The following is a 20,161-nucleotide window of genomic DNA, read 5'->3' as shown; positions in this document are numbered from 1 at the left end:
CAAGTATGTTAAGAGTGTCACCGCCTACATATTATGAAACCCATTTTTGTTCGTGGTATATCGCAACAATTTAGATTAACACTGGCAATATTTTTGTCGGTGGTGTTGCTTATCGCCAATGATCGTCTAGATCCCATTCGTCAGTCCATTTCCTCAGTTTTAAGTCCCTTACAATATTTAGCGAATGTCCCCGGTTTATTGCTGGATTGGTCAGCTGACTCCATCGCTACGCGAAATATGTTGGCGATGCAAAATAAAGAATTATTGCGTCAACAACTTATGATGTCTGAGCGATTACAGCGCTTTGAACATTTACGTCAAGAAAACGAACGCCTTCGAGCGTTACTCGGCTCTCCAGTGCATATGGATGCTCGAAAAGTGGTTGCAGAAGTCATGGAAGTGGCAAGTGATCCCTTTAGGCATTATGTCGTGTTAAATCACGGTGCACGTACAGGGGTTTTTGTCGGTCAGTCAGTCGTTGATGCCCAAGGGGTTGTTGGACAGGTGATTGAAGTCAGCGAGCTGACGAGTCGGGTGTTATTAGTAACTGATCCTACTCATGGGATCCCTGTTCGAATTACCCGTAATGATGTTCGCGCCGTAGCACAAGGCACAGGGGATATTGACGAAATTGAATTGCGACATGTTGCCAAAAGTACCGATATCGTTGTTGGCGATTTACTGGTTACATCAGGACTTGGGAATCGTTTTCCAGAAGGCTATCCTGTTGCACGAGTGATGAAAATTTCACGTGATGCTGGGCAAAGTTATTCGGTTGTTTCGGCTCAGCCATTAGCGGCACTTGATAGGATCCGTTATGTGTTGCTCATATGGCCTGATGATGGCACACAAGAGCAAGTTGATCCTGCTACCATGGTGAATGAGGCTGAACTTGATATTGAATCAGCGGAAGATGAGGTAAGCCAATGAGTGCGCATATCGCCAATGGCCGCTTTGTCGTGCTAGTGACCATATTTATTGGCATGATGTTTCAGATTATGCCGTTACCTAAAATCGTCGAGGCGTGGCGTCCTGATTGGTTATTGATGGTAATGATCTATTGGGCAATGGCATTGCCACATCGCTATAGTATTTTAACGGCTTGGGTATTAGGAGTATTACTGGATGTGCTACTAGGTGCAACCTTAGGTATTCGCTCACTTGCTTTTTCGATTGTGATTTATGTGATTGTGATGCAATCACAACGATTACGTAATTTTACTCGCTGGCAGCAGTCTATTTTGGTCGCTATTTTTATTTGCCTGTATCATTTTATTATTTACTGGGTTGAGTTTGTAGTGAACGGCGTGGCATTTGATTGGTCAATGTTTTTGCCTGCAGTGTCCAGTATTTTCATGTGGTGGTGGGTATTTTGGGTTTTACGAAATATTCGTCGCCGATATAAGGTCCGTTAATATGGGATGGGTTCTCGCTTCGACTTCGCCAAGACGTAAAGCGCTTTTTGCTGAAGCTGCTTTTACAGAGTCAGATTTTACCTTTAGGCAAGTGGCACCAGATATTGATGAGTCGCACCACGATAATGAACCTGCTGCCGAGTTTGTTGTCCGTTTAGCTAAAGAAAAAGCCAGAGTGGGTTTGACCTTATGCAATGATGAGCCAGCTGCGAAAGTGTTGGGGTCAGATACTATTGTCGTTATGGGCGAGGAAATTTTAGGTAAGCCTGAAAACATTAATGATGCAAAGCGCATGTTAACCTTGTTATCGGGTCAAACTCATCAAGTTATGACGGCAGTAGCGGTGACCAACGGTGCAATAACGCTGACTCGTTTATGCCAGACTCGAGTGACATTTTGCGAGATATCAGCAGAGGCTATCGATGCGTATATCAACACCGAAGAACCTATGGATAAAGCCGGTGCATATGGCATACAAGGGCTAGGTGGTTGTTTCGTACAATCTATTATGGGCAGTTATTCCGCCGTCGTAGGATTGCCGTTAGTCGAAACGCGCGAACTGCTCCATGAAATGAATCAAATTGAATTAACTTAATCTTTCGTTCGCCAACATGTGAATGTTACCACACCCATTTTTGCTGGTATTACATTATCCTTGAAGCGCGGCGTTAAACAGGTGGCTTATGCACACAAAAGCACAGCGTAAAAAAGGATCTGAATTACTGATTAACGTTACGCCAACAGAAGCCAGAGTTGCACTTGTTGAGCATGGCGTTTTACAAGAAGTTCATATAGAACGCCGAATGAAACGTGGCTTAGTTGGTAATATTTATAAAGGTAAAATCAGCCGAGTATTACCTGGTATGCAGGCCGCATTCGTTGATATCGGACTCGAAAAAGCTGCCTTTTTACACGCATCTGATATTGTGCCGCATACCGAATGTGTTGCCGATGTAGAAAAAGGTAATTTCGTGGTGCGTGATATTGCTGAGCTCGTGCGCCAAGGCCAAGACATTATGGTTCAAGTGGTTAAAGATCCCCTTGGCACCAAAGGTGCTCGTTTAACCACAGATATAACCCTTCCTTCTCGATATCTCGTCTTTATGCCTGGCTCAAGTCATGTCGGCGTGTCTCAACGTATTGAAGAAGAAACAGAACGTGCTCGCCTAAAGAAAATTACCGAACCCTATGTCGATGAAGATGGTGGCTTTATTATTCGCACCGCAGCGGAGGGGGTGGGTGATGATGAGTTAGCCCAAGATGCTGCATTTTTACGTCGTGTTTGGGCGAAAGTGAGCGAACGCCGTAAACGTAAAGGTGCCACGCTCCTGTATCAAGATTTAGCGCTTCAAGTGCGTATTATTCGAGACTTTGTCGGTGAGGAGCTTGATCATATTCAAGTCGACTCAAGACGTACTTTTGCAGAACTTCAAGGGTTTGCTCAAGAGTTCATGCCAGAAATCGCAGACAAAATTGAGCATTACGCTGGCCCTTCTCCTATTTTTGAACTGTACGATGTAGAAAATGAAATTCAGCGTGCATTAGGTCGTAAAGTAGAACTGAAGTCGGGTGGTTATTTGATTATCGATCAAACAGAGGCCATGACAACGGTTGATATTAATACTGGTGCTTTTGTTGGCCACAGAAACCTTGCCGAAACCATTTTTAATACCAATCTAGAAGCAACTCAAGCTATTGCTCGACAATTACGACTGCGAAATTTAGGTGGCATCATCATTATCGATTTTATCGACATGATGAATGATGATCATAAAAAGCGGGTGTTAGACAGCTTAACAGCCGCGTTAGCAACCGATCGTGTTAAAACGAGTGTAAGTGGTTTTTCAGGCTTAGGCTTAGTTGAAATGACCCGTAAACGTACCCGTGAAAGTTTAGAGCATGTGGTGTGCGGTGAGTGCCCTGCGTGCCAAGGTACAGGCTCAATGAAAACGGTTGAAACGGTTTCATATGAGATATTCAGAGAGATTATTAGATTAAATCGAGCATACGCAGCAGATGAGTTTTTGCTGTACTGTTCACCGGCGGTATTCAAAAGTTTAAGTACTGAAGAAGGCCACTTATTAGCAGAATTAGAAGTGTATATTGGCAAACAGATCCGCCTGCAAAACGAGACTTTATATACTCAAAATAAGTATGACGTGGTGATGGTGTAGTGCCCAAAAGTAAAACCGTAAAAGTGTGTCGTTTTTTGTTCCAATTTGTAGCCGTAGTACTGGTACTATTTGCGCTAGCGGTGAGTCTCATCCGAGGATTAATACCTCAGCTTCCTGAAGCGCGATACGAAGTGGTGAATTACCTCAAAGAACAATACCAGATTGAAGTTCAAGTGGGAAAACTCAGTGCCGAGTGGCAAGCGTTTGGACCTGCATTAACGGTTAATAATCTCGTTATTCCCCCGCAGCCATCGCTACCAGTGACCTTAATCGCCAACAAGGTGCACTTAAAACTCGATTTTTGGCAAACATTACTCACTCTGTCCCCTAAAATTGAAACCGTAAAATTTGATGGCATCCATGTTGCGTTAAATGTAGATGAGCTTTCTAGTTCGAAAAGTGATGAGGATGCGAGTACCAATTTAGATTGGTTATATGCCTTGTTACTTGAGCAGCTTGAATATTTTTCTATCAGTGACGGTACTTTACAGTTGCTAAGTCATAGCCATGATTTTAGACCAATATTTATCAGTAATTTGATGTGGCATAACCAACCAGGCCTTCACCAAGCGAAAGGCTTTATGCATTTGGATTCAGAAGCGTCAGCAAGTGAATTATTGGCTCTCAGAATTGATGTCACTGGCGATGGCTACAAACCTGATGAATTAGTGGGTCAAATTTATCTCTCTGCTGAATCATTAGATCTAGGTGAGTGGGCTTCACGTCAACATGACCCTTTATTAAAATTAGATAGTATTGAATTTGAAGGTGTTGTAAATCTTAAAGCTTGGCTAGGTATAGAGCATCGAACTATCAATACAGGCTTGTTGATGTTCGAACCAAGCTGGTTGCAGTGGAATACATCTGATAAGCAAAATACTGAACAACTGCAAAAGTTTGCGATTAATGGCGGTGCGTTAAAGTGGCAACCAAATGATAATGGCTGGCAAGTTACAAGCCATGATTTAGACTTTTCGACCAATGGTGTTCCATGGCCTGAGCTTAATTTATCACTGAAAACTAACTACAGTGACTTATCGGTTAGCGTGAATGAAATTGCGCCTGAAGTGCTCACGCCATTGCTCCCTTTATTTCCTAAAATGGGAGAAAAGGGCGTGGCTCAATGGCAAGAGTTGTCACCAAGTGGCGTTATTGGGCCGCTGCAATTACTTAAAGAGTCAGGGAAACCATTCTTACTCAAAACCGAAATAAACCAACTCAAGTGGTCTGCTACAGAGGGAATACCCGGTAGTGCCCCAATTGATTTACGCTTTTCTTGGGCCAATGGCTTAGTCAATGCTGAGTTCCCAGCACAAGATTATCAATTTGATTTTCAAGATGGGTTTGAAGCACCGCTTGCGCTTAAAGGTGATGCATTTCAAGTTCAATATAACGTCGATAAGTCGCGCCTGATATTACCTCATGTTCACTTTAGCAATGCCGATATCGATCTCGCTGCATCAATGCAACTGGATTTATTAGAGCAAGCACACCTTGCCTTAAATGCTAACTTAGCCATCAATAATGTTGAACATGCGGGTCGTTATTTTCCGTTAGATGCGATGAGCGATAACTTGGTAGATTATCTAAATGGATCGCTTAAAAAAGGCCAAATTCCTGACGCTGAAATTGTCTGGCACGGTCAACTTAATCAGTTTCCATATCAAGATCATTCTGGCATCTTTCAAGCAGGTTTTAATTTAAATGATGGTGCATTTTTGTTTCAACCCGATTGGCCAGCAGTTGAAGCGTTAAGCCTTTATGCATTATTTGAAAATGCGGCAATGGATATTGTTGTTAACAAAGGGAAATTATTGGATGTGGATGCCGACGGTGCACACGTTTATATTCCTTATATGGGTAAAGAAACGACCTTAAGAATTGAAGCTGAGGTTGGCGCTGATGCTGATGCTGCAAAAGCCGTTATTGATAATTCACCGCTTAAAACCTCAGTGGGCTCAACACTCAATGTTGTGCAAATCTCTGGTGACATTGTGAGTGATTTAGATTTAACCATTCCGCTTTATGATGGTGCGAAAGCGAACAATAAAGGCGTGATAACCTTCGATAATAATGCCGTATATATCACCTCTCCCGGGCTGCATTTAAACAGTGTGAGCGGCGCTGTCGAATTTATTAATGCTGAAGTGAGTGGTCAAGAAATCGCGGCAGATTTATTTGAGCAACCATTGCAGTTTAGCTTTGCAACAGAGCAAACGAATAGCGGTGATCTTGCTTTAAGCGTCGATCTGAACGGCCAATGGGATTTAGATAATTTACCGAATTACATTGATAATCCATTATCTGATTATTATTCAGGAAGCTTAGATTGGGATGGTGGGTTAACGATGATTTTTGATCCGCTTGGTTATCGTTTACAAGTACAATTAAATTCAGATCTCACAGGCACAACATTGTCCTTACCAGCTCCTTTTACTAAAGCAGCCGACGAACCTAGAATGCTGCGAGCTGAATTAATTGGTGATAACAAGCAGTCTTCCTTAGGGATCAAGTTAGGCAAAGAAGCTGAGTTTTGGGGCGGGTTTAATGAGCAAAGTGGCGACTACCTCGCCCATTATGATCTGTTACTCGGGCGCCATTTTAAACTGGGTGATAAGCTCGTTAAAAACCAAGGTCACATTCAAATTGACTTACCAGAAGCTGAGTTGACCACATGGCTACCTCTTATCAGTAAATTTACTGATAAAGTGACATCCAGTATCGATGTTATCGCAGATAAAGAATCAATAGTCGTCAATGATGAAACTGCGCAAACTGCCCCTGATAATACTGCTGAAACAACAAACATTGAGACAATTGCTGAACTGGCTAATCAATCTTCTTCAGTAAACGTTGAATCAGAGCCAGTAGTTAACCTCACTGACCTTGATGACAAGGTGAGCTTTTTCCCGCCGTTAACCTTAATCGACGCCCAAATTGGTTCATTGAATATTTTAAGTCAAAACTTTGAGCAATTATCGTTTACAGCCAAGCCGCTTCAGCATGTATGGCGTTTCGATATTGAATCAGAGCAGATGGTGGGTAATATTGATTTTTATCCAAGTTGGCGCGAGCAAGGCCTTAAAATTGTTGCCAGTAAATTGCATTTAGCACCTAATGTGAAAGCGCCAGAAGATGCCGAATTTACCCCAGGCAATTTACTCGATAATTTACCGCCACTTGCAGTTGATGTAGATGATTTTGGTTTATATAAAACGCGTTTAGGCCACCTTGTGCTACAAGGAATACCGTATGAGAATGGTTACCGCTTCCAAACGTTGACCTTAACGAGGCCAATAGTCAGCCTGCAAGCCTCTGGAGATTGGACGTTCGCCGCAGGAAAAAGCATGACCACGTTTGATGTCAATGTAAAAGCCAGCAAGTTTGATGCGTTATCTGAAGCGTTAGGCATCAGTCCTGGTCTTAAAGATGCGCCTGTGGATATGGTGGGAGAGTTTTCATGGCAAGGTGCGCCGTATGAATTCTCATTAGAAACCTTAAACGGCAAATTACGCTTTGATTTGGGTAAAGGATACTTATCTGAAGTGAGCGATAAAGGTGCTCGTATTTTCTCCTTGTTTAGTTTGGACTCGTTAGTGAGAAAACTCTCTTTAGACTTCTCTGATGTGTTTGGCAAGGGGTTATATTTCGACTCTTTTGGTGGCTCATTGGATATTGATAATGGCGTCGTAAAAACCACAGATACAGAAATGGATGCGATAGCAGGCAACATGAAAGTACGAGGCTATACTGACTTAACCACTCAAAGTTTGAATTACGATATTCGTTTTATTCCGCAATTAGCCTCGAGCGTCCCAACTGTAGTGCTATTAAGTACCAGCGCTTGGACATTGGGCTTAGGCGCCTTTGCACTCACAAAAGTATTGGAGCCGGTCATTGAAGTCATTTCTGAAATTCGTTTCAGATTAGGCGGTACAATGAATGATCCTTTGCTAGAAGAGTTAGAGCGTAAGAGTAAAGAAATCGAAATCCCTGAATCAATTTTACCTCGCGAAAAAGTGGAAACTGAGCCACAAAGTAATCTGCAAGGTGCTCAACAAGACCAATTGCAACAGGCGAGCGAGCGATTAGATGTCAATGACTCTGGCACTCAAACTGTAACTGAGATGACTGTACCAGACAGTTCCAATGTACCTGCAATCAGTATCGAGGCGGATAGCAGCAAAAACAGCGATAACATCATTATTAACAGCAATACTCAAACCGAGACTGATTCCGATAACGCTCCTAAAGGGGAGGGTAGCAGTCCGATATCATTTGTTGATTACCAGCAACGTCAAAGCCAAGGAGGCGCTAATGCAAGTCAACTTACTGCAATGTCAGAGCAGCAGGGATGTTCAAGCCAACTTAGCTTTTATCGACGAGCAGCTTAGTCAACTTCCAAGGCAAGAAAATCAGCCTCAGCTCGTTGTATTACCAGAATGTAGTTTGTTATTTGGTGGTCATGAACAGCAACAGTTATCAGTCGCTGGAGATGATAAAACCAGTGAGCTGAAACAGGCTTTAGCTGCATTGGCTAAAAATCATCGAGTGTATATGGTGGCTGGAACCATTCCTATTTTAGCGAATGATGGGCGGGTATATAGCCGAAGTTATTTATTTGATGATACAGGTGATACCTTAGGCAGTTATGATAAGTTACACTTATTCGATGTCGAAGTTGCCGACAGTACACGCTCATATCGTGAAAGTGATACTTTTTGTCCTGGCGATCGTATTAGTGTTATCGATACCCCGTTTGGTAAAGTGGGCTTAGCCATTTGTTATGACGTAAGATTTGCCGATTTATTCCGTGCTTTACGAGCTGCAGGTGCTGATATTATTGCTCTGCCATCAGCGTTTACTAAAGTGACAGGCGAAGCTCATTGGCAAGTGTTAGTGCAAGCTAGAGCGATTGAAAGTCAATGTTATATTCTGGCAGCTGATCAATGGGGCAAACATAATCAAGGTAGCCGAGAAACTTGGGGGCAGAGTATGATTGTTGATCCTTGGGGTCACATTGTCGCTGAACGAAAAACGGGAACAGGTTGGGTGCAAGGTCAGATAGACCGACAACAACTCAACGATATTAGACAACAAATTCCAGTCGTGGAGCACAACCGTTTTAATTTACCCGTGCTAACGACAGCACTTTAATCAAAGTATTAAAGTCAGAAAGATAAATGAAACATCGCTGTTGCGATTGATGAATTACATTTTACAAGCCATAGGGCTTAAAGAGAGAATTAATGCCATTTCTAGCTCAAGTTGAACAAAGTTTATTACATGATGGGTTAACCCTTGATGGGCTACAGGATTACCTCAATATTATTCACCAACATAATATTGATTTTTCAGACTTATATTTTCAAGGTAGCCGCCATGAAACTTGGGCGTTAGAAGATGGCATCATTAAAGAAGGCAGTTTTCATATTGAACGTGGCGTAGGGGTTCGAGCCATAACAGGTGAAAAGACAGGCTTTGCTTATGCTGATGAAATTACTCCAGCAGCACTGCAATCAGCAGCTGAAGCTGCACGAGGTATCGCAACCGCTGGTCAGCAACATCAGGTGCATGCCTTTAAGCGTCACAATACTCACGCACTATACAAAAGTGACGACCCCATTGCTGCAATGGAAGAAGCGCCAAAAATCAACCTGCTTAAACAAACCGATGCATACATTCGCAGTCTAGATACACGTATTATCCAAGTCGTGGTTAGTTTATCAGGGGTGCATGAAGAAATTTTAGTTGCAGCCAGTGACGGTACGCTTGCTGCTGATATTAGACCTTTAGTTCGCTTCAACTGTAGCGTCATTCTTGAAGACAATGGTAAACGTGAGCGTGGCAGTGCTGGTGGTGGCGGTCGTCATGATTACAGTGTGTTTTTAGCGACAGATGATGCTGGTTTACCTGTTTGTTTTGAGTTTGCTCGAGAAGCTGTACGTCAAGCGCAGGTTAATGTGAACGCCATTGATGCCCCAGCAGGTGAGATGCCCGTTGTCCTCGGTAATGGCTGGCCTGGTGTATTGTTACATGAAGCGGTAGGGCATGGCTTAGAAGGTGACTTTAACCGTAAAGGCAGTAGTGCATTTAGTGGCAAAGTGGGTCAGCAAGTGGCATCAGAGTTAGTGACGGTGGTGGATGACGGTACAATTGAAAATCGTCGTGGTTCATTGAGCATCGACGATGAAGGCGTGCCAACGCAAAAAACGACTTTGATTGAAAACGGTATCTTAAAAGGCTACATGCAAGATAAGTTAAACGCGCGCTTAATGGGACAAGCTACGACGGGTAACGGTCGCCGTGAGTCTTATGCACATTTACCTATGCCACGTATGACAAACACCTATATGGAAGCGGGTACTTCGACGCCAGAAGAGATGATTAAGTCGGTTAAAAAAGGCATTTACGCTCCTAACTTTGGTGGCGGCCAAGTGGATATTACCTCGGGTAAATTTGTATTCTCAGCCTCTGAAGCGTATTTGATTGAAAATGGTGAAGTGACCGAAGCAATCAAAGGCGCCACATTAATTGGTAATGGACCGGAAGCCATGAGCCAAATCTCGATGGTCGGTAATGATCTTTCGTTAGATAAAGGTGTGGGTGTTTGCGGTAAGGATGGGCAAAGTGTGCCTGTTGGTGTGGGTCAGCCTACATTGAAATTAGATAGCTTAACCGTTGGCGGAACGGCATAAACGGAAAAATAAAGGTGCTGTAATGGCACCTTTTTATTTTGTACTACACTCATTTAGAATATTTAAAATCAATCTCTTACGCTAGAAGTAAACAGTAAAACTAGTTATAATTCGCCAATTTAGAGTTATTGCTCTAACTAAAGGATGAGGTTCATGAGGCATTTAGCTGTTTTCAATATCAAAGTAAGACAAGTCTTGTCACTAGTACCCATTGGGGTATTTGTTATCACTGCTTCATTATCCCATGTGGTTAGCGCTGAATCGCTTTCGTTTGCTAATGCATGGAAACAGTTATTAACTGTCAGTGATAAATTAAAAGCCCAATCCCAAGAAGTCAGCCGTGCTGAAGCTGAAGAGCGAGCCGGTGAAGACATGAATTTGCCTTCATTAAATCTTGCTGGTAGCTATACCCGTCTTGAAAAGCCCATTGAATTAGATTTACGAGATCTGAATCCAATTGCTGCAATTGACCCTGGTGCGCTTCCTCCAGCACTGGGTGAAGCGTTAGCGGCTATTCCTGGCTCTTTATTTGTGACTCCTTTTACTGAGCAGGATATTTTCCGTGCTAGCTTACAAGCTATGTGGCCAATCTATACTGGCGGTAAAATTACTGCGGCTCAAGGTATTCATGCTGCTCATGTCGAAGAGAAAAAACATCAATATTCGCTTACCTCTAGAGACATGTTTAATCAGCTTGTTGATCGTTACTTTGCTGTGGCGGTAACAGAAACCTTAGTGGCAACGAATCAGCAATTAGTGGACTCATTAACGGAACATGAGTCTCACGCACAAAAACTAGAACGTGAAGGACAAATTGCAAAAGTTGAACGCTTAAATGCACAAGTGGCACTAGAAAATGCCAAAGTAAACCTTGGCAGTGCAAAGCGTCAGCATGAAATGGCTCAAATTGCTCTATCAAGAATGCTGCATTTACCTGAATCTGATCCTACTTCAGGATTATTCAGTTTGCCTCAGTCGCCGTCTTTACCTCGGTTAAGTCAGTTGACCTTAACGCAGCACCCTGCGCTCAAATTACTGGAAGCGAAAGAAGCGCAAGCCAATGGTCTCATTCAACTAGAGAAAGGTCGCTACCATCCAACAGTGTTTTTATATGGTAATTACACCTTATATGAAGACGATAGCTTGTTCTCACAAATTGAACCTGACTGGATGGTTGGAGTGGGGGTAAACGTGCCTATCTTTAGCCGTGATGGTCGCAGTGGCAAAGTTGAGGCTGCACAAAGTGCTTTACTGCAAGCTAAGTATACCAAGGCGCAAACCCAACAAGACCTGAGTTTGCTGCTTGATCAAAGTTATCGACAACTACAACAGGCCGATGAAGAAGTAAAAGCATTGAATGCCTCATTAGCGTTAGCAACAGAGAACCTTCGCCTACGTGAACTTGCCTTTAATCAGGGGCTATCAACATCCATTGATCGAGTGGATGCTGAATTAAAATTAAGTGCAGTTAAAACTCAGCAGCTTGGGGCGCAATATCGTTTCGTGCAAGCTTATGCAAGGCTAATGACAATTAGTGGCCAATTAGATGAATTTATCGGGCGCACCCAACTTCAGGAGAATCAAAATGCGGGCTAATCGAATTATTGCTGTTATCGCCATTCTTATCCTGTTGGGGATATTGGGTTATGGCCTGAAACTAGCATTTGAGCCAAAAGAAAACCTGTTACAAGGGCAAATAGAGGCTCGTGAATACAATATCTCATCTAAAGTACCGGGTAGAGTTGAGCAAGTGATGGTGCGCCGAGGCGATAAAGTTGCAGTTGGTGATTTACTGTATGCGATTAATAGTCCTGAATTGGATGCAAAGTTAATGCAAGCTGAAGGGGGGCGTGATGCTGCCAAAGCCATGCAACAAGAAGCGGATAACGGGGCACGTCAGCAACAAGTGACAGCGGCGAAAGAGCAATGGTTAAAAGCCAAAGCGGCAACCGATTTAATGGCAACCACCTATCAGCGAGTTGAAAATCTATTTGATGAAGGTGTTGTTGCCAGACAAAAGCGTGATGAAGCATTTACTCAGTGGAAAGCAGCCCAATATACCGAACAAGCAGCTTTAGCCATGTATCAGATGGCAGATGAAGGGGCGAGAGTAGAAACCAAAGCCGCTGCCGCTGGTAATGCTCGCATGGCAGAAGGTGCAGTGAAGGAAGTCAGTGCAATTTTAGCTGACAGTCAAATGCGATCGCCTAAAAATGCCGAAGTAAGCGAAGTCTTATTACAGGCTGGTGAGCTAGCACCGAGTGGTTTTCCTGTTGTCAGTTTAATTGATATCACTGATGCATGGGCCGTCATGCAAATACGTGAAGACCAATTGGCAGATTTCAAGCAAGGGCAAACGGTTGCCTTAACCATTCCTGCATTAAAGGTTACTGAGGACTTTACCATTGCGCATATTAGCGTGATGGGCAGTTTTGCAACTTGGCGTTCCACTGAAAGTGGCCATGACTTTGATATGCGTACCTTTGAAGTTGAGTTACGCCCCAATCGCCCGATTGCAGATTTAAGAGTCGGCATGTCTGTGCTGTTAAGTGTCAATTAGCATCATTAGTTACAAACTGATTAAGGTGCTTCTTATGACTAAGGTGCGAAGATGCGGGTTTTACTAAAACAAGAATTGAAACGCTTATGGTGTTCACCCTGGCAACTGGCTTTGGTGACATATATTCCGTTAATCAGTATTTTGTGCTTGTGGTGGTTATTCAGTGCTGGGTTACCTCGGCAACTGCCTGTGGCTGTGGTTGATCAAGATAATAGCCAACTTACTCGAACCTTAACCCGTAATTTAGCCGCTAATGCCGTAATTAAGCCTATTACCTATACTCAGTTTGCTGATGCAAAGGCTGCGATGACTCAAGCAGAAGTTTACGCTGTGGTTGTGTTTCCGCATGAGTTTAAGCGTAAGTTGTTAACGGGTAGCAGTCCCACCGTCGATATTCGTTATAACAGTCAGTTTTTATTAGTCGGGAAACTATTATCGAGTCAGTTACAGCTGAGTGTAGGCGCTGGACTCATGGAAGTGGCTGGTATGAAGCAGCTTCTCAATGGTGCTAATCGTGCAACGGTTGCGGTCAACTTAAGTCCTGTCACCAGTCAAACCACGGCCTTGTTTAACCGTAACAACAATTACGTGGGATTTTTGGTTCCTCCCGTGTTAATCGCCTTATTGCAGCTTTTGGCAATGATGGTATTTGTAAACTCATTAAACGACAGCCTCATTCGTCAAGGCGAACAGTATTTATTACCAGCAAAGTTTTGGTGGCATGTTGGCGCTAAAGTGTTGTTTTATACCCCTGTAATGTTAGTGCATGGTGGCTTTATCTTAGCGTGGTTATACGGCGTGTTGCGTTTACCGATTGCGGGTAATCTATTGTTACTGATAGCAGCGCAAGCAATGATGTTTTTAGCATTGTGGACCTTGGTTATTTTGGTATTTTTATTGATGCGTGAACCAGCGAGAAGCGTCAGTTTTTGCACCGCTTTATTCGCCCCAGCTTTTGCATTTATGGGGATCACTTTTCCTGTCAATGATATGCCAGAGTTAGCGCAGTGGTGGCGTTTAATTATGCCTTCTAGTCATTATATCGACTCCCATGTCAGTATTATCAGCTACGGCGCTGGAGCGCTTCAGGTATTGCAGCAAAGTATTTCTTATGGCTACTTTATTATCGTTTTAGCGTTAGCTTGGGGGTTACATCGTGTTATTTGGAATAAGCAAATTGCGCTGACTACAACGTCACAAGGTGAAGCTGTAGGGGTCAAGTCATGAGCTGGTTGCAACTGCTATTTGTAGAGCTAAAAGCCATTTTAGCGGATAAAGCCATAGTCGTGACCATGTTTGGTGGCGTGCTGTTTTACTCGGTGCTTTATCCTCTCCCTTATCTGAACCAAGTTCCGACTCAACAACAAGTGGTTGTGGTTGATCACGACAACTCTTCATTAAGTCGCCAGTTGCTTAGACATGCAGATGCTTCTCCCAAAATTACTATCGTTGCTCAGGTGGGCAGTATTGATATTGCACAGCAATGGATATCAGAGTCGAAAGCCCATGGTTTATTAGTCATTCCAGAAGGGTTTAGGCGTAATTTATTACTCGGTAAAGGAGCCACCTTAAGTTACGGTGGTGATGCGAGCTATTTTTTAATTTATTCAGCGGTTGCTGAAGGATTAATTAGTGCAGGCATGGATGCGGGTCGGCAAATTCAGTTAGTGGGGTTGTTAGCGCGAGGAGAAAACCCGCAGCAAGCTGAGCAAAGTTTACATTCAGTCAATATTAATAGCGTCCCTGCATTTAATCCCAGTTTAGGTTACACCCCGTATGTGGTGCCTGGATTGTTTTTACTAATTTTGCACCAAACGTTATTGATTGGTACGGGGATTTTAGGGGCAGGACAATGGCGCAAAAAGGGCTATTGGAATCACGTTTCTCCTATGGCATTAATTGGTGCACGTCTGACTGTTTTTAGCGCCATTTATGCTTTGTTTGCGAGCTTTTATCTAGGTTATTGCTTTTATTGGTACGATGTCAGTGTGCAAGCGACTTTAACTGAGGTGGCCTTATTGATGGTGCCGTTTATTTTATCCACTGCGGCATGTGGCATTGCGTTAAGTAGTCTATTTGTAAGGCGAGAGTTACCGACACAAGTCTTGCTGTTAGTGTCGATGCCCATTTTATTTGTGTCTGGCTTTGTGTGGCCTATCGCATTAATTCCTGATCTTTTGGTGCAATTATCCCAAGTGATTCCTGCCGTACCAGCTATTATGGCTATGTTAGAGTTAAGTCAAATGGGCGCAGGTTGGACGAGTGTATTACCTTTATGGATACATATGTGGACCCTGTTTGTGCTATTTCTGTTATTGGCTTTTATTGGTGTGAAGCAACGGCTGAAAACGGAGAATGGTTAAGTAAAAAAATAGGCATTAAAGTGTCCACTTAATGCCTATTGGTTCCACATTTACTGGTTGTCGACAGAGTAAGCTTTGCTGTCGCTGTTGGTCATCTTCCAAATTATAAGGTCCCCGTTTCTAGGCTATTAAGTGCAGCTTCTAATCGAGTCAGATTTTGCTTATAAATCGGGTCTTTAGTCGCTTTTGCGGCTTGTCTAAAGTCTTCTAATGCACCAATATTATCATTTGCCAGCACTTTCATTACGCCTCGGTTATTAAAAGCATATGCGCGCATTCTCATCGACGGTAATGTTTCTTCATTGACTGCCATTCTAACGGCATCACTACACGCTTTTTCAGCAACATCAAATTGAGATAACTTAGTATATCCCACGCATAAGTTGAGGTTACGAGTATAGGTATCAATGGCTGAGTGCTTTGCTGATTTCGTTAACTCAATGCCTTCAATTAAGTCGCCTGATTGAATAGCATCTACGCCAGGTGTGTCTTCAATAAGCACCATTTTATAACGACTATTTTCAGCGGCATCAGCCATAACCATGGGTGAGCTTGCAAGTAATAAGCTTGCTGCGATAAGAGTAGGTAATGTTTTCATTGTATATTCCTTTATAGGTAGTATCGGGTTGCTACGTGGCTAATTTAGGGAATATATGCTTGGCTGACAAACGAGAAAATTCATTGTGATAGATGAGATTTTTTCACTTATTAGCCGCGCGAGTCTGATTATTGTTGGCCAAAGCGGGCAACCGTCCAATCTATTAATTGCTGGACCTCCATTCTTGCTTCACTTTGCCCGTGTTGCAGTAAGTAGTATTTATCATGACTATTTAAGGCTTCATTAAAGAGTGCCACTAAACTGCCATTTTCAAACCATGCTTTACTGATAGGCATTGGTATAAGTGCGATGCCAATACCTTGCTCTGCTGCGCGAGCAACGCTGAACATACTGTCCAGTTGAATCACTTGTTTTGGCGAAAAATGCGGTAAGTTAACTGATTCTGCCCATTGTTCCCATGAGTGAGGTCTTGCTTGATGAACAATTAATGGGACTTTAGATATCACCGATAGTCCTTGAGAATGCAACTGCTGAAATTGGTGAGGGTTGCAGGCTGGGATGTACTTTAGCGGAAATAATTCATGACTATGCTGATCTTGTTGTTTAGAACCTGACAGAACAATTGATAGGTCGGTTTGCCCAGTTTGTGCCGCCCTAGTTTTTACTGTGTCTAATTTTAAATTTATCTGCGGGTATTCTTGAGACCAGCCAATAAGTTGAGGGACAAATAACTCACTGGCAAAAAACTCTGGCATCGAAATGCTTACCTCTAAAGTAGTATTTGTTTGTGCGAATTGGTTTACGGTTTCTGAAAGTTTTACCATGACAGGTGCAACTTGCTGATAAAACTGCTTACCCGCATCAGTGAGCTTGATTGCCCGCGTTTGGCGTATAAAAAGAGGTTGTTGCAGGTTTTGCTCTAATTGCTTGATTTGATGGCTCACTGCTGAAGGCGTGAGGAATAATTGATTTGCCGTTTCTTTAAAGCTAAGGCATTCGGCTGCAATACAAAAACAACGTAGTCCTCTAAGGGACGTATGCAGTGGTAACATGATGGACTCGTATAATGAAAGCAAGAAATAAGCAATTGCCAAGCCAAGTCGCTTGAGTGCTTTAACTGCCTTTATTCAGTGTGTTAAGGGCTTATAAGTCTAGTTCAGTGCACCAGTATAGTGCAGCCGAACTAGCCTACAATGCATTGTAAAGTTTGGGTTCGTTATTACAGCTTATGGTGATGTTTTAGAAATACAGGTTTTCAACAGGCTTGTTGTTTACAAGCATTTCGCACTTGTCGCCCGTGCTTGATTTTGAAGATTGAATGATTCCAGCAACGGCACCAAATGCACCACCTTGATCACCTAATACCGAACCAAAATAGCATTTACCTTCGATTTTTAAATCTCGATACTTACTCTTTAGGTTTTGAGTTGGTGTGTATGGTGGAAAGCGTCCTTTCATTAGCGGATCGCCATTAACTGACAGTTCAAGTTTATTTTTTTCAGTATCATAGATACCTGAGAAGACCAAAGTTTGCCCTTCAAATTCAACAGTTTTCTCTTGAGCAACGATAGGTTGAGTTGATGCACATGCAGTGAGTAAAGCGCAGCCAGCAAGTGTGGCTAAAATAGCGGTAGTACGCATTTAAATATCCTTTTAAGCGGTTTTTTAGATTTAATTTTGAGTATTAAACCGTAAGAAAACGAACCCTGTTTTCCCAATTGCGAAAGAGTATATCCTAGTTTTATGATATTTCAATAATAAGAAGCTCGCCGAGGCGAGCTTCTAGATAGTGGGTGATTTACGGGTTAAGCTTGATGACACTAGCTTATGGCACAAGGCATTAGCCCTGTTAAATCATTACCCTATTATCAGATATCACTGCACAGTGACACTCAGGTCTGTTTTCGTAATCAAGCCACCTGGGGTTGTCACTGTTAATGTAATAGAGTCTTGACCCACTTCATCAGCAGCTGTGTAGGTAAACTTAGTGGCAACTTCATCACAGGCATGGCTTGCATCATTAGCTGCGAAGCTATAACACGTCGTGTTAGGAACGGTATAACCCTCGAAGTTGATCGTCCCATTTATGGCTGTCACCGTTAATGTCGATCCTGCTGGCATGACCTGTCTAGCACTGTCATATAGCTCCACTAATACTGTCTGCATTGCTTCAGGTGCCAAGACTAAATTAGTCACTGGATTTCTATCCACGTCGGTAGCGATAATATTAGCGGCTGAACCTGACATGGTCAGTACAGTGGCTGCACGAATGTAAGTTTTGTTCGCTTGGCCTTCACCACAAAGACTGCCTTCGCATTGGGGTCCATTGAATTTACCATCAGGGCCAGAGTAACTGGTATTGCCTTCAGGATTGAAAAACGGTTTGCCAGAAACATAAACACCGACTTCATCATCATCTCTAAAGGCATCACCTAAATCGCTAAAGCCACTTTGATGATAGGTTTCCCTGTCCATGCCATTACCAGTACAAGCGATAGGAGCACCTGCGCTATCTAAACAAGCATTAGTTATGGCTGTTCCATCAGCATCATCAAAGATGTTATTGCCGTTAGTATCAAAGAAAGTTTCATGTCCTAACGCGTAAGCGAGCACTGTTACACGATGATCAGCTGGTCGTGGATCGGCTGATGTCCATATCACAGAACAAGTCCCATTAACCGTTGAGCATGAAGGCTGGATTTGGCCACCTTCAGTTGTGAAGTTGACCGTAGTGTCATCAGGTGCTGGGTTACCAAAGCTGTCTGATGCAAATACTGTTATGGTGACCTCTTCACCGTTATTGTTTCCCGCCTCCGGGTTAAATAACGAAGGAGAAATGCTAAAGCCTAATTGCTGAGGTAAACCGGTATTCACGGTTAGTTGCTCAGACTGCGTTGTGATGACATCACCCGTATCGCTGTCGGTTGCAGAGGCAAGCACACGCACAGGGGTAGGGATAGTGCCAGACTGAACAGTCACGGTAACTAACCCCTCACTATTGCTGGTTGCTTCACTGGTAATCTCACCATTTGAAAAGCTTAGCCCACCCACAATGGTATCTAAGCTGAAGTCAACAGATTGCTGGGCAGCAGGCTGACCGCTGGCACTACTTATTAAAAATGTCACTAATGACGTTTCTGTTGAGCCAGTTCCGCCTGCGCCTTTAATACGAATTTGTGTAGGTTCGGCAGATATAAAGCTTAGGCTACCAAGCGTTTGGCGTTCTAAGGAAAAATCAAATGTTGCACTAAAAGTTTCGCTACCAACAACCGCTGAAGCCACAATTTGCTCACTACGAACACTATTGCCGCTGCAGCTTGTATCTTGGTATGTTGAACTTGCACGCCCTGCAGAAGTGGTCACAGGAGAGTCTATACTGGCATCAGTACTGGCGACACAGTCAGAGGTGAATGAAATGCTGGTTGGGGTTTGTAAAGGTGCAAAGCTGCCGTCATCGGCTTCTACAATAATATCAGCTATCACGCCAAAGCTTGCGCCCGCACCAATAACGTAATCGCCGTCAGTATCTGCAATTAATGTTGAGCCTAACTGATTTTCGTGGAAAGTATTACTGTCATCAATATAACCAAACTTGAGCGTACCATCAGGTATCACTTCATCACCGGCAAGGACTTCATATGCACTGGTGCCAGATACTGTTTCACCATTAAATTCAGTACTGGCTACTAAGGTGTAGGCACCTAGCTCTTCAGTCGATGCAGTATAGCTTATTGTCGCCACACCTTCGGCTGATGTGAGTGCTGTGTTTGGAGATAAACTCGCATTACCTGCTTGGAATGTTACTAGCTGATTGACGATGGGTTGGTTAGTGCCGTCGAGCACATTGGCCGTTAAGATAACAGCATCATCAATTTTGAAACTGGTTACCGTTTGACCTGCTTGAGTAATGCTAGAAACCACAGAAATGGTGTCAGGTGTCGGGACAGTATTGGTGTCTTCGAATTGATAATTACGGGTTGCCGTAACGCTATCTGCATCAGTTGGTGTATGGCTGACTAAAAGGCTGCCAGCACCGACATCGCCACTTGAACTAATAAAAACGCTTGCTAAGCCATCGCTGTCAGTGAGCTTACTATCTGCACTTGCTTCACCAAAGTCAGGTGAAAAGTTGATAATCGCACCACTAACATCACTATTAGAAAGTGTTAAATGGGCTACTGCACAAAAACTTTCGTTGATATCAAAAGTGAGTGAGTCGGTGGCTGCATCACATTGTCCGTTTACTACCGTTTGGTAGCTAACACTAATGCTATAACTGCCGTCCTCTCCTCCGTTATCACCATTGTCATCTGAAGGGCCATTACAACCGATGAGAAAACCAAGTGAAGCGATTGATAAAGGTAGTGCGTATTTTATTTTTTTTAGTAGCAT

At 43.1% G+C, this 20,161-nt stretch carries 15 protein-coding genes; 11 read left to right on the top strand and 4 right to left on the bottom strand.

The genetic code is table 11. The features are described 5' to 3' along the window. Nucleotides 1–33: 33 nt before the first annotated feature. The 11 genes from mreC (at nt 34) to AN944_RS01985 (ending at nt 15,210) form a co-directional block, all read left to right on the top strand. Nucleotides 34–930, top strand: a complete 897-nt coding sequence (gene mreC / locus AN944_RS02035) for a rod shape-determining protein MreC (RefSeq protein WP_055022907.1) — start codon at nt 34–36, stop codon at nt 928–930. Then, nucleotides 927–1,415 (top strand): rod shape-determining protein MreD, encoded by a 489-nt coding sequence (gene mreD, locus AN944_RS02030; protein WP_055022906.1) that lies wholly within the window; start codon nt 927–929, stop codon nt 1,413–1,415. The genes mreC and mreD overlap by 4 nt, the downstream gene beginning before the upstream one ends. 1 nt (nt 1,416) lies before the next feature. Next, nucleotides 1,417–2,010 carry a nucleoside triphosphate pyrophosphatase gene (locus tag AN944_RS02025; RefSeq protein ID WP_055022905.1) on the top strand — a complete coding sequence of 198 codons (594 nt, stop codon included), beginning with the start codon at nt 1,417–1,419 and terminating at the stop codon, nt 2,008–2,010. 88 nt (nt 2,011–2,098) lie between these two features. Then, nucleotides 2,099–3,589, top strand: a complete 1,491-nt coding sequence (gene rng / locus AN944_RS02020) for a ribonuclease G (RefSeq protein ID WP_055022904.1) — start codon at nt 2,099–2,101, stop codon at nt 3,587–3,589. Beyond that, the gene (locus AN944_RS02015; RefSeq protein ID WP_055022903.1) at nt 3,589–7,983 is read left to right on the top strand and encodes a YhdP family protein; all 4,395 of its coding nucleotides are present in this window, start codon (nt 3,589–3,591) and stop codon (nt 7,981–7,983) included. The genes rng and AN944_RS02015 overlap by 1 nt, the downstream gene beginning before the upstream one ends. Beyond that, a complete protein-coding gene (locus AN944_RS02010; protein ID WP_055022902.1) occupies nt 7,907–8,746 on the top strand; it encodes a carbon-nitrogen hydrolase family protein in 840 nt (279 codons plus the stop codon). The genes AN944_RS02015 and AN944_RS02010 overlap by 77 nt, the downstream gene beginning before the upstream one ends. 92 nt (nt 8,747–8,838) lie before the next feature. Beyond that, nucleotides 8,839–10,287, top strand: coding sequence for a metalloprotease TldD (gene tldD / locus AN944_RS02005; RefSeq protein WP_055022901.1), 1,449 nt, complete (start codon nt 8,839–8,841; stop codon nt 10,285–10,287). Nucleotides 10,288–10,440: 153 nt separating this feature from the next. Continuing rightward, entirely contained in the window at nt 10,441–11,883 is a 1,443-nt protein-coding gene (locus AN944_RS02000) for a TolC family protein (protein ID WP_144430117.1), read from the top strand. After that, complete coding sequence (locus AN944_RS01995; protein WP_055022900.1) at nt 11,873–12,847, top strand: HlyD family secretion protein; 975 nt, start codon at nt 11,873–11,875, stop codon at nt 12,845–12,847. Before AN944_RS02000 ends, AN944_RS01995 begins: the two co-directional genes overlap by 11 nt. 51 nt (nt 12,848–12,898) lie before the next feature. Beyond that, complete coding sequence (locus AN944_RS01990; RefSeq protein WP_055022899.1) at nt 12,899–14,074, top strand: ABC transporter permease; 1,176 nt, start codon at nt 12,899–12,901, stop codon at nt 14,072–14,074. After that, complete coding sequence (locus AN944_RS01985) at nt 14,071–15,210, top strand: ABC transporter permease (protein WP_055022898.1); 1,140 nt, start codon at nt 14,071–14,073, stop codon at nt 15,208–15,210. Before AN944_RS01990 ends, AN944_RS01985 begins: the two co-directional genes overlap by 4 nt. A 103-nt stretch (nt 15,211–15,313) precedes the next feature. Here AN944_RS01985 and AN944_RS01980 read toward each other — a convergent pair whose 3' ends face one another. The 4 genes from AN944_RS01980 to AN944_RS01965 form a co-directional block, all read right to left on the bottom strand. Further along, nucleotides 15,314–15,808 carry a hypothetical protein gene (locus AN944_RS01980; RefSeq protein WP_055022897.1) on the bottom strand — a complete coding sequence of 165 codons (495 nt, stop codon included), beginning with the start codon at nt 15,806–15,808 and terminating at the stop codon, nt 15,314–15,316. Nucleotides 15,809–15,936: 128 nt separating this feature from the next. Further along, complete coding sequence (locus tag AN944_RS01975; protein WP_394498313.1) at nt 15,937–16,812, bottom strand: LysR substrate-binding domain-containing protein; 876 nt, start codon at nt 16,810–16,812, stop codon at nt 15,937–15,939. Nucleotides 16,813–17,008: 196 nt separating this feature from the next. Further along, on the bottom strand, nt 17,009–17,410 hold the full coding sequence (locus tag AN944_RS01970) for a hypothetical protein (RefSeq protein WP_055022895.1): 402 nt from the start codon (nt 17,408–17,410) through the stop codon (nt 17,009–17,011). 234 nt (nt 17,411–17,644) lie between these two features. Continuing rightward, entirely contained in the window at nt 17,645–20,161 is a 2,517-nt protein-coding gene (locus tag AN944_RS01965) for an Ig-like domain-containing protein (protein WP_055022894.1), read from the bottom strand.

Source organism: Shewanella sp. P1-14-1, assembly GCF_001401775.1.
Classification (GTDB): Bacteria; Pseudomonadota; Gammaproteobacteria; order Enterobacterales; family Shewanellaceae; genus Shewanella; species Shewanella japonica.
The sequence above is the reverse complement of the archived record's forward strand: the minus strand, read 5'-3'. Positions and strand labels throughout refer to the sequence as shown.

Coding starts and splice junctions, on each gene's coding strand:
- mreC (WP_055022907.1), top strand. CDS start 34: ATGAAACCCATTTTTGTTCGTGGTATATCGCAACAATTTAGATTAACA.
- mreD (WP_055022906.1), top strand. CDS start 927: ATGAGTGCGCATATCGCCAATGGCCGCTTTGTCGTGCTAGTGACCATA.
- AN944_RS02025 (WP_055022905.1), top strand. CDS start 1,417: ATGGGATGGGTTCTCGCTTCGACTTCGCCAAGACGTAAAGCGCTTTTT.
- rng (WP_055022904.1), top strand. CDS start 2,099: ATGCACACAAAAGCACAGCGTAAAAAAGGATCTGAATTACTGATTAAC.
- AN944_RS02010 (WP_055022902.1), top strand. CDS start 7,907: ATGCAAGTCAACTTACTGCAATGTCAGAGCAGCAGGGATGTTCAAGCC.
- tldD (WP_055022901.1), top strand. CDS start 8,839: ATGCCATTTCTAGCTCAAGTTGAACAAAGTTTATTACATGATGGGTTA.
- AN944_RS02000 (WP_144430117.1), top strand. CDS start 10,441: ATGAGGCATTTAGCTGTTTTCAATATCAAAGTAAGACAAGTCTTGTCA.
- AN944_RS01995 (WP_055022900.1), top strand. CDS start 11,873: ATGCGGGCTAATCGAATTATTGCTGTTATCGCCATTCTTATCCTGTTG.
- AN944_RS01990 (WP_055022899.1), top strand. CDS start 12,899: ATGCGGGTTTTACTAAAACAAGAATTGAAACGCTTATGGTGTTCACCC.
- AN944_RS01985 (WP_055022898.1), top strand. CDS start 14,071: ATGAGCTGGTTGCAACTGCTATTTGTAGAGCTAAAAGCCATTTTAGCG.
- AN944_RS01980 (WP_055022897.1), bottom strand. CDS start 15,808: ATGAAAACATTACCTACTCTTATCGCAGCAAGCTTATTACTTGCAAGC.
- AN944_RS01970 (WP_055022895.1), bottom strand. CDS start 17,410: ATGCGTACTACCGCTATTTTAGCCACACTTGCTGGCTGCGCTTTACTC.
- AN944_RS01965 (WP_055022894.1), bottom strand. CDS start 20,161: ATGCTACTAAAAAAAATAAAATACGCACTACCTTTATCAATCGCTTCA.